Annotated in this window: 11 protein-coding genes and 1 riboswitch; of the genes, 2 read left to right on the top strand and 9 right to left on the bottom strand. The window is 67.2% G+C overall.

Going from position 1 to position 16516, the window contains the following annotated elements:
- Positions 1-16: 16 nt before the first annotated feature.
- From NVU01S_RS06865 to NVU01S_RS06855, 3 genes are all read right to left on the bottom strand, one after another.
- A complete protein-coding gene (locus NVU01S_RS06865; RefSeq protein WP_043669677.1) occupies positions 17-1216 on the bottom strand; it encodes a lipase family protein in 1200 nt (399 codons plus the stop codon).
- Between the two features lie 113 nt (positions 1217-1329).
- Positions 1330-2325 (bottom strand): aldo/keto reductase, encoded by a 996-nt coding sequence (locus NVU01S_RS06860; RefSeq protein WP_043669674.1) that lies wholly within the window; start codon positions 2323-2325, stop codon positions 1330-1332.
- Between the two features lie 65 nt (positions 2326-2390).
- Positions 2391-3545 carry an epoxide hydrolase family protein gene (locus tag NVU01S_RS06855; protein WP_043669671.1) on the bottom strand — a complete coding sequence of 385 codons (1155 nt, stop codon included), beginning with the start codon at positions 3543-3545 and terminating at the stop codon, positions 2391-2393.
- A 118-nt stretch (positions 3546-3663) separates the two neighbouring features.
- Positions 3664-3728, top strand: a riboswitch (guanidine-III (ykkC-III) riboswitch).
- A gap of 8 nt (positions 3729-3736) precedes the next feature.
- Here NVU01S_RS06855 and NVU01S_RS06850 point away from each other — a divergent pair.
- Together NVU01S_RS06850 and NVU01S_RS06845 are read left to right on the top strand one after the other, a co-directional pair.
- Positions 3737-4051, top strand: a complete 315-nt coding sequence (locus NVU01S_RS06850) for a DMT family transporter (protein WP_043669668.1) — start codon at positions 3737-3739, stop codon at positions 4049-4051.
- A gap of 228 nt (positions 4052-4279) precedes the next feature.
- A complete protein-coding gene (locus tag NVU01S_RS06845) occupies positions 4280-4660 on the top strand; it encodes a PLDc N-terminal domain-containing protein (RefSeq protein ID WP_043669665.1) in 381 nt (126 codons plus the stop codon).
- 652 nt (positions 4661-5312) lie between these two features.
- On the opposite strand, the gene NVU01S_RS44140 is transcribed toward NVU01S_RS06845, so the two are convergent.
- The 6 genes from NVU01S_RS44140 to NVU01S_RS06815 all read right to left on the bottom strand — a co-directional run bounded on the left by NVU01S_RS44140 (position 5313) and on the right by NVU01S_RS06815 (position 16483).
- Positions 5313-5948 carry a CPBP family intramembrane glutamic endopeptidase gene (locus tag NVU01S_RS44140; RefSeq protein WP_167829375.1) on the bottom strand — a complete coding sequence of 212 codons (636 nt, stop codon included), beginning with the start codon at positions 5946-5948 and terminating at the stop codon, positions 5313-5315.
- Positions 5949-6229: 281 nt separating this feature from the next.
- A complete protein-coding gene (locus NVU01S_RS06835; protein ID WP_082032018.1) occupies positions 6230-11581 on the bottom strand; it encodes a type I polyketide synthase in 5352 nt (1783 codons plus the stop codon).
- A 111-nt stretch (positions 11582-11692) separates the two neighbouring features.
- Positions 11693-12697 carry a spirocyclase AveC family protein gene (locus tag NVU01S_RS06830; RefSeq protein WP_043669655.1) on the bottom strand — a complete coding sequence of 335 codons (1005 nt, stop codon included), beginning with the start codon at positions 12695-12697 and terminating at the stop codon, positions 11693-11695.
- Positions 12694-14073, bottom strand: a complete 1380-nt coding sequence (locus NVU01S_RS44135; RefSeq protein ID WP_043669652.1) for a geranylgeranyl reductase family protein — start codon at positions 14071-14073, stop codon at positions 12694-12696. Before NVU01S_RS44135 ends, NVU01S_RS06830 begins: the two co-directional genes overlap by 4 nt.
- A 561-nt stretch (positions 14074-14634) precedes the next feature.
- The gene (locus tag NVU01S_RS06820; RefSeq protein WP_043669651.1) at positions 14635-15600 is read right to left on the bottom strand and encodes a hypothetical protein; all 966 of its coding nucleotides are present in this window, start codon (positions 15598-15600) and stop codon (positions 14635-14637) included.
- Positions 15601-15613: 13 nt separating this feature from the next.
- A complete protein-coding gene (locus NVU01S_RS06815) occupies positions 15614-16483 on the bottom strand; it encodes an alpha/beta fold hydrolase (RefSeq protein WP_043669649.1) in 870 nt (289 codons plus the stop codon).
- Positions 16484-16516: the final 33 nt, after the last annotated feature.

Raw genomic sequence — 16516 nt, 5'->3', positions numbered from 1 at the left:
CGCGGGAAAGGTGTGGTCAGCAGGTGCTGGGTGCGGGCCTGCCGGAGAAGCGGTCGGACAGGTAGGTCAGGGCGGCGGGCAGCCCGGCTGCCGCTTCGGTGCCGTGCTCGCCGATCGGATTCTCCACTCGCTGCACCGGAGTGCCTGCAGCGCAGTAGTTTTCGGCCAGCCCCCGGGCGGAATCGATCGGCGCGAACTCGTCGTTGATCGCGTGATAGATCAGCACCGGCGCGGTGGGCGCGCCGGCCCGGAACAGCGGGCTGGTCAACCGGATGACCCGGCTCAGCTCCGCATTGTCGGTGAGCGAACCGGGCCAGGCCTCCAGCTCGGCCACCCTGAGAAAGGGGTGCGCGAGCGCGGCGTCGAGCAGGCAGTCCGACCGGCCCGCGGCGATCATCCGGCGGCCGGATTCGTTGACGTAGCGCAACACGTCGGCGTACGGATACGAGCGGTCCAAGCCGGCCAAGCCGATGACGAGCGCGCCGCCCATCGGTCCGCCGCTGAAACCCGCCAGGGTGGCGGCCAGATCGGCGACCACGCCGCCCAGCGCGGCACCGGACAGCGCCAACTCCGGGGCGTAGGTGCTGTGCGCCTGGGCTGCGACCGCCGTGGCCTGCGCGCCGCCGGAGTAGCGCCACAGGCCGATCGGGGCGGCGGAGTCGACACCGGCGGGCGGGAACGTCTTGGCGGCGCGAATGCCGTCCAGGACGCCGTGCGCGTAGCCGTCCGCGCCGGATAAGTCGGAGTTCGGGCCTTGATAGTCCGGCACGACGACGGCCCAACCTTGTTGGAGCGCAATGCCTATCATCCCGGTCTCGCTGAACGAGTTACTCGGGCCGCCGCCGAGCCCACCGCGCAACGCATAGGAGGGTGCGCATTTCGTGCCGACGCCGTCTTCGGCGACCTGGTACGACAGCAGTGGCCGCGGGCCGATGCCGCGCCATTCCTGCTGTGGCACAAGGATCGTGGCGATGTATGCGCTGGGCTCGTTGCGATTGTCGATCGTCTTGTATTGCACCTGCCATGCGTCTGCGGCCAGCGGCTGGAAGTAGGACTGTGCGTCGATCGGCCGCGATGCGAGCACGGTGCCGTTGGGCAGGTCCGCGATATTCGGCGGCACCGTGTAGAACGAATCTTGTTCCGGCAGTGGCACTGCCGTCGCCGCGCCGGCGCTCGCTACTGCGACGTAAGCCGCGACGATGGCGGCAGCCGGCAATCTTGATCCCCGCACCGCGAAGCCCTCCCCCTGGAACCTGTTCTAGTTCATGTGGTCGGGAAGCATAGTGCACTCGGCTGTCGCGGTGGTCGGCAATGGCCGGCGCCGCGCGTTCAGGCCCAGGGTAGTTCGGCGCGGGTGCGCCAGAAAGTCTCGGGGGATTCGACCAGGACGGCCAACTCGCTCAGGTCGGCGGGTGCGAGGTGGAGTTCGGCGGCGGTGAGATTGGAGGTGAGCTGGTCCAGGGTCGCGGCGCCGGACAGGACGATATCGGCCCAAGGTTGGGCGGCTGCCGCGGCCAGCGCCAGCGCGTCGGTGCTGGTGCCGAGACGGCCGGATACCGCGCGCAAGGCGGCGGTGCCGGGACCGGTGGCGTTGCGATCGGCGAGGCGGCCGTTGGCCATGGCTTCCTTGACCACCACCAGCCAGCCTGCCGAATGTGCCTCGGCCAGTGCGGGTCCCGCGGAGGGGTCGAGCAGATTCCAGGTGGACTGGACGGCGGCGAACAGCGGCTGACCGGCGACGGTGACATCCAGCGCCGCGCGCACGGTCGCCGCCTGGGCGGGCCCGCTGGTCGACAGCCCGACCCGGATGCCCGTCGCGGCCAGGTCCGCCAGTCGCGCGTGCAGCTCGCGGTTGGCCAGCGCGGGGCTGTCGGGAGTGACCGAATGGATCAGATAGACATCCAGGTGCTCGCCCAAAGCGGCTCGGGTTTCCCGGATTTGACGATCGAACACGGCGACCGTGTGTTCCTTGATCTCATGGGCCGCGACGCCCGACGCCTGCCAGTCGGCGGTATAGGTGTAGCCCCATTTGCTGCCGATGGTGGCCGCTGCCGCTACTTCCGGCCGTGCCGTCAGCCATTCGCCGACGAATTCCTCGGCGCGGCCGTAGGAGCGGGCGGTGTCCAAGTACCGCACCCCCGCCGCCCACGCGGCGTCGAGCAGCGCGTGCGTGCGGGTGCGCATCGCGTCCACCGTGCGCTCGGCAGGCAGGTCGAGTTCTCGTCCGAGCGTGATGTAGCCCGGCCGTCCGACCGCGGCCGTCCCCAGTCCGTATCTGCTGATCGGCGCGTCGGTCGGGGCATCGGGAGAGGCGGAGGCGGGCATAACTACAGCGTTGCACGAGGCAACTGCCGAGCTGTGCCGGCCTCCCCAGCACAGCGCCCGGCGTACTAGCGGATCGCGCGGAAGGCGTTGCGTAGCTCGCTGACCAGCACGTCCGGGTGTTCCCACCCCGGGAAGTGTCCGCCGTGTTCCCTCTCGTGCCAACTGGTGAGGTTCCGGTAGCGGTGTTCCGCCCAGCGCCGGGCCACCGGGAACGGTTCGGCCGGGAACAGTGTGCAGGCGGTGGGCACGAGTACCGGCTGGCTGTTCTGCTCGGCCGCGCTTCGCGCCGTCCACCGCAGGGCCTCCCAATACCAGCGAGCGGTAGCGGCTCCGGTACCGGTGAACCAGTACAGGGCGATGTCGTCCAGCTGCTGCGCCACGCTGACGCCGCCACCCGCTTCGGGGCGCGTGTCCGAAAAGGCGACCAGGGCTTCGCTCAGCCATGCCGCGAGCCCGGCCGGCGAATCGAGCAGCGCGTAGCCGATCGTCTGCGGCAGCATGCCTTGGGTGATCACATGGGTGGGCCCGGTCATCATGAACCTGTCCCGCCGGGTGAGCATGGCTTGCTCCGCAGCGTCGGCCGTCGCGATGTCCGCTGCCGTCGGCGCCGCGATCGGCATCGTGAGATGCAGTGCGGCAACTCTTTCCGGTACCACGCAGGCCAATTCGGTGCTGACGAACGCGCCCCAGTCGCCACCGTGCGCCCCGAAGCGTTCGTACCCCAGCCGGGTCATCAGATCGGCCCACGCCCGTGCGGTCCGGCCGGGATTCCAGCCGGTTTCCCGCGGCCGCTCGCTGAACCCGAAACCGGGCAGGGCCGGTACGACCACGTCGAAAGCGTCTGCGGCCGAACCGCCGTGCGCGACCGGGTCGGTCAGCGGCCCGATCACGCTCTCGAACTCCAGCACCGAGCCCGGCCAGCCGTGCGTCAGCACCAGCGGAAAGGCGCCGGCCTCCGGCGAACGCACATGCCAGAACGCGATATTCAACCCGTCCAGCCGAGTGCGGAAGTGCGGCAACGCATTCCATCGTTGTTCCAGCGCACGCCAATCGTGCCGCCGCCAGCCGTCCAGGAGCCCTCGCAATCGTGCCAACCCGATGCCCTGCGAACCGTCCGCCACTGTTTCCGCTTCGGGCAGTCGTACCCGGTCGAGACGCTCTCGCAAGTCCTGCAACTCGCGCCCGGGAATGTGCACGGGAAAAGGTTCGATCTCAGTCACGGTCGCGATGCTAAGACGCAGGACGCACCGTGCTCGATACCCGAAATTGCGCACTTCATGGAGAGAAACGTCACCGGCAGCCCGCTTGCCTCCGGTGCGCCGAGTTGCCATCGTGGAAGGCAGGTCCCGGCAGGGACCCCGGACGAGGGAGCCGTACCCGGTGCGCGACAAGACGGCCTCGGAGGCTCGTCATGTCTTGGTTGATTCTGGTGTTGTCCGGCGTTTGTGAAGCGATCTGGGCCACCGCTCTAGGCAAATCGGCCGGTTTCACCCGGCTGATCCCCACCCTCGTCTTCCTGGTCGCGCTCGCCGCCAGCATGGCCGGCCTGGCCTTCGCCATGCGCGACCTCCCGGTCGGCACCGCCTACGCCGTCTGGGTCGGCATCGGCGCCGTCCTCACCGTCGCCTACGCGATGACCACCGGCTCCGAACCGATCACCCTCCTCGAAGTCGTCTTTCTCCTAGGCATCATCGGCAGCGTGATCGGCTTGAAACTGGCGCACTGATCGGGGCCAGGTGACCAGCAAGTCTGCTGTGGAGAGACGCACATCAGCGTCGAGTGGAGAGTGGTGCGGTCGTCCGATAGGGTCTGGCGTGGTGCGGCAGTCGGGGGCCGATCCTGCCGCCTATTCGAGAAGAGCTGCCAGCTACGGGCACGGGCCCGGGCCGGTTGGGGGGAGATTCGCCACGAATCGCCGCGCGGACCGGGCTGGCAGACGTACTAGGAGGTACCGATGCCCTACGCGATCGTTGGACTGCTCACGTTGGCACTGTGGGTCTACTGCCTGATCGACATCATCACCTGTCCCGAGGCAGGCATCCGGCACCTGCCCAAGATGGGCTGGCTGATCGTCGTCATCCTCATCCCCACCGTCGGCGCGCTCCTCTGGCTCTTCGCGGGCCGCCCGATGCACGAGGGCCGTCCCCGCTCGACCACCGCGTACGCCGAATACGACCGCCCCGGTCGCTACGTCGCCCAGGACGCCGCCGCCGACGAAGCCTTCCTGCGCGGCCTGCGCGAGCGCGCCGAACAGCAGCGCGCCGAGGCCCGCCGCCAAGAAGCCGCGCGCCAGAGCGACCTGGACCGACGCCGCGAACAGGGCGAACAGCTCTGATCGCTACGCTCGCCGAGCCGCCGGCGCCCCGCGCCGGCGCTGCTCACCGTTCGGGCACTCCGGAGGGGTCAGTGAAATACTCGACTGCCGCTGCCGAATCATCGCCGCGCTTGCTCTATCGCCGTCGGTAGCGGCGTCGCCGTCCCCGTGGCGGTGTTCGCAAAGCACGGCGAGGTACCCACCCATTGTTATCTGAAGGTGGAGCAACCCCCGGAAATACCTACTTCTCTGCTGCTCCACCCTCCATAGAACCGTGGACAACTATCTAGCAAACTATTCGCCCGGCCCATCCGGCGTGTGCAGCAAACCTGGCGGGGAAAGGCGGCGGCCATCGCAGGGTCTTCCATGCACCGGAAACGCGCCTGGCGGCGGCGCTGGACAGGACACGTCGGGGACAGGTGCGTGTCGCGGGGAACCCGCGCCGCCGTGCGTGGGTCCAACTCGGTATGAGCAAAGAGGAGCGTTGCCGGTGGGTGCCGCCGAGCATGAGTAAATCGGAATTGCGTGGGCGCAGAAGTGATCGGCGCACGTGCACGGCAAAAGGGGCATTCGGGGCGCGCTATCGCCGTCGCAGAGATCCAGAGGAAGGGGACGGGCCGCAACTTTGAGCCGGTCGGTCGGTGGCTCGAGGATCGGGAGTTGTCTGGCTCGACTACCGTCGAGCGAACGGGGTTGGCATCGAATGTGGTTGAAGTGCAGGAGATCTCAAGATAAAGCCGAGTGCGACGACGGTCGTCAGAATGCCGAAGGTGATCGTGCCGGTGGCCGTGTTCAGTTCCGGGGAGTTCGCGGCGACCACATTCAACATGGTGTGCAGCAGGATCGCGGCGCTCACGCCGCCGGTCCGGTTGTACAGGTCGACGATGAGAACACGGGCGGCGACGGTGGCCAGGAACCAGCCCGCGACCCAGAGCGCCGAATGTCCAGCCTGCACCCATCCGACCAGATGCCATACGGCCCAATACAATCCCATCCCGAGTCCGGTCGCGATCGGTCCGAAACGTCGCTGCAGCGGGTCGGTGGCATACGCCGTCCACCCCAATTCCTCGAACGCGGCTCCCACCATGAACAGAACGAGCCCGATCGGCACGGCCGATGTCAACGACAGCGGCGCCGCCGTATCCACCCGACCGGCACACCACAGCACCAGATGCGACACCACCCCGATCGCCGGAACCATCAGCGCCGCAGCGGCATACCAGCGCAGTCTGGCCGCCGGTCGGTCCACGACACGCCTCAACAAGGCCATGACCGCGACGCCGCCCCCATCCCGCCAGGTCAGCGCCACCGCGACAGCGGCGGGCAGCACGAATATCACCGCACTGCTCGGCAACAGCATGGAACCGATCCGGAGTCCACCGGTGATCGCGCCGAGCACATACAGCGGAATCGACAGTGCGATAACAAGGATCAAGAACCGCACTGATCTATCTGATACCTCCACCACACGCACAATACGAAGCCGCGCAACCCTGACACTCTCCAAGACCCGCGCTCGGGATCTGGTCCGTTTGAACCAAGCCCGAGCGTGGCGCCTGGCCCACCGGCGTCGGGGTGGCTTTGTCGCCCCTATTGGACGGCTGGTTCCTCTTGTGCGGGGTTGTGTGACGATGCGCTGTCCGGGTCGGGCGCGGCGACGAGACCCATCTGGCTGAGGATCCATTCGGCGATGCCTGCCGGTGTGGGCCGTACCCACACAACGCCCGGGTCGATGACGATTTTCAGGCTGTGGTTGAGCTGAGCTTGGAGTTGGACTGCGGCCAGGCTGTCCATGCCGAGCAGGACGAGGCTTGTCGAGCCGGTGATGTGGTAGCTGGTGTCACTCAGGACGCTGCGAACGCAGTCGATGACGTGTTGTTCGAGAATACCGTGCCATTGATGCAGCGTAGTGGCGGCGAGCAGTTCGGTCAGTACCGCGCTGTCCCCGCCGGAGTCGGTGAGCAGGTCGGCGAACAAGGTGCTGGTCGCAGCGGCCGGATATTGCTCGACCCAGCGGGTCAATTCCATAGGTGAGTAGGCGATCTCGGTGAGACCGGCCGTCAGGATGCGCGCGAGGGCGTCCAACCCGTCTCCCGGGTTGATCAGATCGAGACCCCGGGTAGCCATGTGCTGGCCTTGTCCGATCTCGCCCCATGCGCCCCACTGGATGCTGGTCGTAGCCAGCCCCTGGGCGTCGCGCCAGCGAGTGAACTGGTCCAGCCAGGCATTGGCGGCGGCGTAGGCCGTTTGTCCTGGCGATCCCAGCAGCGCGGCGGCGGAGCTGTAGTTGATCCACCAGTCCAGCTCGTGCCCGAGGTGCGCCACGGCGCGGTGCAACGCCCACGCGCCGTCGACCTTGCCCCGCCACACACGCGAGATCAGCTCGGGGGTGAGGGTGGCCAGGGTGGCGTCCTCGATGACGCCGGCCGCGTGGACGACGCCGTGCAGTGTTCGGGATGTCGTTACCGCGCGGTGAGCGATTTCTGGGTCGGCCAGGTCACCGAGCACGATGCTGACGTCGACTCCGGCAGCACGAAGTTCGCTGATCGTGGTTTCGGCTTCGACGGTAGGAGTATTGCGTCCGCAGAGCACCAGATGCTCGGCACCCTGGGTGCTCAACCAGCGGGCGGTGGTCAGTCCGAGTGCACCGAGTCCGCCGGTCACCAGGTAGGCGCCGCCCGCTCGCACGGGCTCGGGGTTGCTGTCATGGTGTTCGGCGGTTTTCGGCGCGCCGGGCGTCAATCGGGCCGAATAGCGGCGTTCGCCGCGCCATGCGATCTCCGTCGGCGCGGGCGGCGCGGTGAGCAGGTCAGTGACGAGCAGACGAGCGTCGATGCTGCGGTCGCAGCTGATCATGCTGGGGTTCAGGTGTCCGCATTCGTAGGCGGCGGTGCGGATCACGCCGGCCAGGCCGCCGGTGGCGGGACTCGGATCAGCGGTGCTTCGGGCTACGATCCACACTCGCGGGGGCGTCGGTAGCGCGGCGCATCTAGCCAGTACGGTTGCGGCGCGGGTCACGCGGGTGCGAGCGAGCAGTGCAGGCTCGGTCTCGGCAGGGTTGGTGGTGGTTTCGTTGACCGTGACGACGATCCCGGCCCATTCCGAGTGAGTGGACAGGGCATCGTCGAGTGTGGACTCGAACGTGGCCAGGTGTCCGTTGTGCCGTTGTGGACACGTGAGTTCCTGGGTTGTCGCACCGGCTTCGGTCAAGGCTCGTGCGAGTTGGTGTTCCCAGGTTCGGTTCGGGTCGCCGATCACGAGCCAGGCGCCGGAGGCGATGGCGTGCTGTTCGGCGGGCTCGGGCAGATCTGTGGGAACCCAGGCCTGGTGGCTCAACCGGCGGGTGAAGCGCTCGTGCGGGGTGGTGATGTTCACCAGGCGCAGGCCGTCGATTTCGGCGGTCACAGTGCCGTCGAGAGTGGTGAGCACCGCGGACGCGACGAAATGCTGCACGTCGGCTTCGCTCACCCGCACGTGTGCCAGGCGGCTGGCTCGAGTGTCGCCGTGCAGGTGGACGGCGTCGATCCCGCCCACCATGATCGGGCCGGGTTCGGTGTCGTGGCCGAACAACCAGGCCGCGGCGATAGTGTGGACGACGCTGTCGAACAGCACCGGGTGCAAGGCCATCGGCGCTACGGAGATTCGTGCCGCGTCAGGGATCCGGATCGTGCCGATCGCCTGCTGGCCGTCTTTGTGCAGCCGGATGCGTTCGCACCCCTTGAAAGCCGGCCCGTGTACTACGCCGTGCCGGTCTCGGAAGACCCGATACAGTTCTTCGGGCACGACATCGGTCCACGCGTCCTGGTCGCCGTCAGCTTGCGGGACAAAGGGTTCCGGGTTCGAGGCGAGCAGGTGGGCGAGTGCGTCGGCGTGCACGATCGAGCCGGATCGACCGCTGGACGAGACGACCACGTCGGCACCGCTGCTCGTCGTTTCGATCCGGGTTGTGACGGTGGGTTCGGGATCGAGCACGAGGGGCGCTTGCAGCGTCAGCCCGGACAGCGTCACCGTCGAGGTGCCGAACACCACACGGGCGGCGGACAGCATCATTTCCGCGATTCCCGCGCCGGGCAGCACCGGTACACCGGCGACCTGATGGTCGGCCAGCCACGGGATCCGGGACGGACTTACCGGGGTCTGCCATAGGTGCCGCCCTGGCCGTTCCGGGTCGTGTACGTGGCCGCCGAGCAGACCGTGCTGCGTCGCGCCGACCAATCCTGGCGCGACGAGTTGGTGTGGCGGCTGATCGCCGCCGTGGCGGACTCGGTGCCATCCGGTCGGCGGTAGATCAACCAGTTCGCCTTGCGAGTACCGGCTTGCCCAGTCGACCTTCACTCCCGCGCAGTGCGCCGACATCAAGGATTTCAGGAAGCCGGTGTCGTCCGGGGTGTCGCGATACAGACTTCCTGTTACCACTGTGTTGCGGACTCCTAGTTCGCCTGCGATGGCTGTGGCCGTTCGCACGGCCAGTGGATGCGGGCCGCACTCGATCAGTGCCCGATGCGCGGCGTCGAACGCGGCGCCGACCGCGGCGGCGAACTGGACCGGCAGCCGCAAATTGGCGGCCCAGTAGTCCCCGTCCAACACCGGTTCGGGCTCGCCGGGCCGGGTGCTGGAATAGAAGCCGATCCTCGGCCGCTGCGGGGCGATGTCGGCCAGGCGATCGCGGAGCCGGTCCAGAATCGGGTCGACGTAGGCGGAGTGCGAGGCGACATCGACGCTGATCCGGCTGGCCGAAACGTTTCGCCGCGTCCAGTGCTCGACCAGGTCGCCGACCTGCTCTGGATCGCCGGACACCGCGGTTGTCCCTTGTCCGCCGAGCACCGCGACAGACACCCGATCGGCGCCCGCGCAGGCCATGTCTGCCTCGACTCGTTCGGCGGGCAGCAGGACCGAAGCCATGGCCCCGCCCGAGATCGTGGCCATCAGCGATGACCGGCGGCAGATAACCTTGGCTCCGTCGTGCAGTGACAATGCCCCGGCGGTGACCGCGGCGGCGATCTCGCCCATGGAATGGCCGATCACACCAGCGGGATGCACCCCCCACGAGCGCCACAGCTCGGTCACCCCGAGCTGGATGGCGAACAGGGTGGGCTGAATCCTGGCGATACCGGTCAACTCAGCAGGGTGGGTGATCATACGGCGGACCGAAAACCCGGACTCCGCTTGGATCAGCGGCTCCAGCGTGTCGATCGTCGCGGTGAACGCCTCGTCGCGGCCGAGCAGGCGTTGGCACATGCCCGGCCACTGTGATCCCTGCCCGGTATAGACGAAGACCGGTCCTGCGTGTTCGCCCGGCAATGCGATGTTGCCCACGACCATCCGGTCGTCGGGGCGGTCCTCGGCGATGGCCCGTGCCACTTCGACCAGTTCGCCGTTGTTACAGGCGATCAGTCCGGCCCGGTGCGGACCGTGCCATCGGCGTGCCGCGAGTGTGTGTGCCACATCCCGCGTCGTGATCGGACGCGGCTTCAATGCGGGTTGGACCGGGTTGGTGGACATCCAGTCGGCCAGTCGTTGCGCGTTGATCCGCATTGCTTCTGCCGATACTCCGGACAGCAGGAACGCCGCCGGGCTGTCGGCTTGGGTATCCGCTGCCATATCGGGTGCGGATGCGCCGTTCGTGCGCCGCGGGCGAGCCGGTTCGGGTGCTTGTTCGAGAATCAGATGTGCGTTGGTGCCGACGATCCCGTAGGACGACACCGCCGCCAACCGCGGCTCGTCTCCCGGCACCGGCCAGGCGGTCAGCGCGCCGGGTACGAACAGCCGCGAGATGCGGTTGTCGTGAAATATCTGCGAATTCCACGACTGCCAGTGCAGATTCGGAGGGATGTATCCATGCCGTAGCGCCTGCACCGCCTTGATCGTGGCCGCGATCCCGGAGACCGGCTCGGTGTGCCCGATATTGGTTTTGACCGATCCCAGCGCGCACTTTCCGGTGCCGCGCCCGTAGACGGCATTGATCGAGGTGTACTCGACCGGGTCGCCCACCGAGGTGCCCGGACCGTGGGCCTCGACCAGACCGACCCGGCCCGGATCGATCTGTGCCCGCTCGACCACGTCCCGGAACAACTGCTGCTGCTGCAGGGTCGACGGCGCGGTCAACCGGCCCGAGCGGCCGTCGTTGTTCACTCCGCAGCCCCTGATGACCGCGAGTATTCGGTCCCCGTCCCGCTGTGCGTCGGCCAGGCGCTTGAGCACCAGCACCCCGGCTCCCTCACCGCGCACGTAGCCGTCCGCGCGCGCGTCGAACGCGAAACAATGCCCCTTCGTCGACAACAGGTACGGCGCTTCCAGATAGTGGGTTTCCGGCGCGAGCATCAGCATCGTCGCTCCGGCCAGAGCCATATCGCAGTCGCCGGCTGTCAGCTGCCCACACGCCGTGTCGACCGCGACGAGTCCCGAGGAACAGTGGGTGCCCAGCACCATGGTCGGGCCGCGTAGGTCCAGCCCGAAGGCGATCCGCCCCGCGCCGGAGGCGGGCAGGTTGCCGAACAGGTACAAGGTGTTGAGCCAGTCCTGTTGCGGGCGGGCTTCACGCAGCAGGTTGTCGGTGGTATAGATGCCCACGTACACGCCTGTGCGACTGCCACGGATCGCGCCGATCGACAGTCCGGCGTTTTCGACCGCCTCCCAGGCGGTTTCCAGCAGCACCCGGAACTGGGGGTCGACATAGGCCGCTTCGATGCGGGCAATGGAGAAGGCCTCTGGATCCCAGGCCCACACATCGCCATCGATAAAGCATCCCCGGTCATAGCGGGACACGTCGTCCGGATGCAGGAATCGGGTCAGGGCAGGGTCCCACCGGTCCGGCGGCACCGGCCCGAGCGTGTCCCGGCCCGCGGCGACAAGGTCCCACAACCCGGCGGGCGACTGCACTCCACCAGGGAATCGGCAGCCGATCCCGATAATCGCTATGGGTTCTCGTGCGGATGCGGACATGAGTCTTCACTCCCTTACTCGAGAATGGCTTCTCGGCGATCGTGGTGTAGAACCTTCATCGGGTTTCGCATCCTCGGCGCTCGTTCTCGACCAACGGCGTGCGAGAGGTCGTCAAGGGTTGCTGGGGAAGCTGACCTCGCTCCAGAAGGCGGGAAGTTCGGTGGGGCTGACAGTGGATACCAGGCTCAGCGCCACGAGCCAGGTGACGTAGAGGGCGATGATGGTGCAGACGACACCGATCGCGGCGACAACCGGAACGGCTGCTCGCAGCCACCGCGGCCCCGGTCCGGCGCCTGGCATCAGGAACGCCCGTCCGCTCCCACGTAGCCAGTAGTGGAACCCGATGAGCGAGCTCATCAGGATGAACCCGAACCCCATGGCTTCGTGTAGCGGAAACTGGTGCCACGTGCCTGGAAACAGCGTGAACCCCTCGATGCCGGTATCCCAGCGGGTGAACCCGAAGTAGGCGAAGAACGGATCCTGCAACTCGGCGCTCACGAAGCCGAAGGCCAGGACAACGGCGACGAAACGAATTCCGGACAGGTTCGGATACCGACGCCGGATTCGGGACAGGAGGTAGACGCAGAACGCGGTGACCGCGGGGGCACTGAGCCAGATCAGCACGTTGGTCGGCTGGTAGGGCTCCTCGTGTGGCGCGTTTCCCTGCCAGCCGGGTAGATACGGTGCGAAGCTGGAGATCACCCATGGTCCATTGGCGTTGTTGACGAAAACAGGCTTGAAGAATCCGCTCAGCTGTTCCATCCACAGTCCGGTCCCGATCCCGATGGTCATCACGAATTCTGGGGTGACACATCGTTGCCTGACCGCGTCGCGGACTATCACGGTCGTGAACACCACAAAAATGACGGTGCAAATGGCCGTGACGCCCAGGCTGGAAAGCACCGGGAAGAGGGATCCGTTGTGCGCGGTGGTGGGCTCGAGCCGGTAACCGTCGTCGGCGATCCAGCGGGCCATGACCACGATTTCCAGTGCGAGGAATGCGATGCCGAGTACGGTCCACACCGTCCTCGGCCACAGCAGCACCGGTGGGGTCTCGGTGGTGGGCCGGGCGACGGAGGAAGAGACGTCGTCCACGAGGAATGGTTTGTGGCTCATGTGGTCTCCTGCGAGTTGGCGTGCATCGCGTGATCGTGTTCTAGCGTGCGGTCTGCATGGCCTCTGGCGGCGGTGAAGGTACGCAGCAGAGTGGGTGGGGCCGCCAAGGAAATCGGGGACCGCAGGAGGTGCATCACGTCCAGAAAGGACTGCTGCACGCGCGGGGACCGAGTGGCCGCCGCCATCACCCGATCCAGATGGCGGCCCATGATTCGCTGCACGGGGTTCGGTGAGGTGGCGCCGGGCCAGCGCACATCGGCGCTGGTGGCCAGTGTCCATGCCCACTGCGTGACCGGGGTGACCGCGCGGTGGAAACGTGCGGCGAAGCCACGATCCAGGCTGGTGGCGGCGAGTTGGCGACCGAGCACGACCGCGGCGTTGGCCGCAACGCTCATGCCCTGGCCGTAGATCGGATTCAGGCAGCACAGCGCGTCACCGACATGCACGAAGTTGGCCGGGTAGCGGGCTGTTCGCTCCGGATAACGGCGCCGATTCGAGGTAGCGGTAGTCACGCGAACCGGTGTGACCGGCTCGGCGGAATCGATGATTTCGGCGATCGTCGGGTCGTGGAGGCTGCGCGCGAACGATAGGAAATTCTCTTCGTGCCGAGTGGGTCGGTCGCTGCCGACGCCGAACAGGGAGACCCGATAGCGGTCGCCCTCGATCCGGCAGACAAGCCCGCCACGCGGATGATGCGGGGCGACGAGCGGCAGATAGCAACACAGCCAATCCGGGCGGTAATCAGCGGACAGCGTGTAGACGCGGCTGGCGTAGCCGGCGTGGGAGTCCACGGTCACCGTCGGTGGCGGAGCCAGGTTCAGGTCGGTCAGCCAGCGATCGGCCCGTGAGCCGCGGCCGGTCGCGTCGATCACCAAATCAGCGGGCACTGCGATGGTCGTCCAGTCCACCGAGGACAGCTGGGCTCCGATCACTGCCGTGCTACTCGGCTCGGCTAGTAGACCGGTACAGGTGTGGCCGCACAGCAGCTGTACTCCCGGCATCGCCGACACGTGCACACGGATCGCCCATTCGATCAGGTCCCGGCTGGCACCGACCACCCTCAGATCGGACGGAAAGCGCTGCGCCCAACCGAAGGGCGTACCCAAGGCGACGTCGCGGGCGAAGTCGCCGGCCACCCCACCTAGGTCGACCACGGTGTCCAGGAAGTCGGGTACGAGCTGGTCGACAGCTCGACAGCCTGACGCGAGCAGACCGTGTACGTGCGCTGCCTGCGGAATATTCCGGCGAGGTACGGGGTCCGCGGGAAGGATGTCGCTGTCCACCAGCACGACCTGATCGACACAACCGGAGGCGGCAGCCGCTGCGGTGGCCAGCAGACCGGCGATTCCCGCCCCGAGGATGACCACCTGTGTCATCAGCTGCCCCAGGCGTCGATGCCCATCAGACAGACGAGTGTTGTTGGCTGGGCCGTGTCCATTTCACGTACCTTCCCCATGGGGCACCCACGAGGTCACCTTGCATGTCGGATTGCTAAAACCATTGTCTCGCAGGATATGTGATCAATATGTAGGGTTGGCAAAATCGAATCTCCCACTTTCACAACAACTCCCGCGTAGCACGAAGGTTGCGCGTGAATCCGGACGGTCGGTGCGGTTTGCGTGCCCAGTGCCCGAGATCGACTCTCACGCAGTCGCTCTTGCCACTTAGCCACGTCTTTCGAGGCGTTGCAGTCGCTGATGCATCACGCGAACTGCTTGCAACGTTTCACCGGTAGTGTCGGTGCTCGGCCGGCGATCTCGGTGAAAGAACGCTGCCAGGCGGCGTGCGTTTGAATCCCGTGCAGGGCAGCACTGCGGTCCCCTGGACAGGAGGTTGCGATGCGGACCCGCGACGATCAATGGGTCGGCCTCGCGTCGACTGGGACGGCAGTTGAGGTCCCGCCGCCACGTCCGCGGGTGTTCTGCGGAGTCCAGGTCCTACCGGCAGGTGTCGAACTCCTGGCGCATCCTGTGCTGGACGGCTCGGGCTGGGGCGCTGAGTGTTTCGTCGGCAGTGGGGATCGTGTAGTGGCAGCCCGCGGCGTGGACGGAGCCCTCGTTGCGCTTTCCTTCGGTGTAGGCGAAGAACCAGCTCCAGTTCAGGAGTAGGGGGTGAGTGGTGGTCGGGCCCAATGTCCTTACGGTGTCGGACAATTGGGTGTAGGCGAGGTCGGGGTCGACGGCCGACGGTGTCGTGTTGCGCACGGCCAGCTGGACGATCGCGCCGTCCTTGATAACGACGAACTCGGTGGCCCAAGGGTTTTCGGGCAGCTGACGGCGAAGCTCCGTCTCCCGCTCGACGGACAGCGGTAGGTCGACGTTCCATCGCCCGTGCTCGGCCGCGTCGATCGAGACCTCGGCGGTGGTCGTGGGACCGATCATCGCCCGGATCGCGGCGAGCGGTTCGGCCGTGCCGGTCCGCTGCGCCCCGAGGGAGATTCGCGGCGTGGGACGCAGCTCCCAGGAGATGGTCCCCTCGGGCATCGAGGCGCTGTAGTGGCGGGCATGTCGGACCGCGTCGAGGAACGGGCCCGCCGCCAGTGTCTTGGGCGAGCCGACCCGGGCTCGATCACCGACGACGAATTCGAAGCTCCGATCCCGCAAACCGCCGAACTTGCCCAGGCTTTCGTCGATGCGAGCGATGACCTGTCCGATCTGCGGCTCGGTCGCCTCGGGCATGGCGGCGGTGAGTCGAAAGTAGTTGTCCCCGAGGAAGAAGTCACTGGCGACGGACAGTTCGAAGCGCTGCACCCCCGGCATGGCCGAGATCTCTTTTTCCAGCTTGTCGGCTTCGGCGCGATAGTCGGCCGACGCCGGGGAGCAAGCAGCGAGGACGAGCACCGCGACAACGGCGAGTACGGCACCCAGCATCTGCACCGTACCGCCACAACGGTTTTCGACCATCGGGAACGCTCGATCAGCTGGCCGAGTCGAGGACTTCGTGGAGGACCCTGGCGAACGCCTCGGGCTGACCCGGATAGCCGGACTCGGGACCGGTGAAGCCGCCGTGATGGCTCGGGAACAGCACAGGCCGGTGGCCGAGTTGGTCGGCGAGCGCCGACGAGGTGCGGTAGGTGACCGTGCCACTCGACTCCTCGCCGTAGCCGAGGACGATCCGCGTCGATGCCGCGGTGAGCGCGGCGATATCGGGACGGTAGTCGACGACCTGCCGGGAACGCTCCGACAGCAGCGGGTGGTCGCGGTCGCCGTCGTCCGCGGTGGGCAGGCCGAACATCGCGGGATCCGCGGCGGGCGCGGCGAAATAGTCGTCGGTGAATTCGCCCCGCCAGGAGGTCATCGCGATGAACGTCGCCATGCCCGCGCCGAAACCTTTCGCCGCGTAGGCGGCGCGGTACCCGTCCGCCGCGCGTTCGGCCGCAGTGGCATCGGGGAGCACCGACAGCAGCGGCGGTTCGTGCGCCACCAACGTGGTCACGTCGTCGGGGTGAGCGGTCACGAGGGCCAAGGCGACGACGGCCCCGCCGCTGCTGGCGAAGACCTCGACCGGCCCGGCGGCGAGCGTCTCGATGACAGCGTGCACGTCGGCGGCGTGGACGGCGGGTGCGTTGTCGACCTCGCCGTCGGTGCGCACGCTGCGGCCGAGCCCGCGCGGGTCGTAGGTGACGACCGTGCGGTCCGGGAAGTGCGCGGCGAGCGCGGTGAAACCGCTGGCATCCATCGGAAGACCGATCATGAGCAGCGGCGGCCGCCCGTCCGCGGTCGGAAGCGGTCCGTGGACATCGTAAGTGAGCGTCGCGCCGGCGGTTTCGAGCTTGTGTGTCGTCATACCGGTATCGACGGTACCGGAGCCGAGAAGTCA

The organism is Nocardia vulneris, assembly GCF_001613425.1.
Lineage (GTDB): Bacteria > Actinomycetota > Actinomycetes > Mycobacteriales > Mycobacteriaceae > Nocardia > Nocardia vulneris.
The sequence above is the reverse complement of the archived record's forward strand: the minus strand, read 5'-3'. Positions and strand labels throughout refer to the sequence as shown.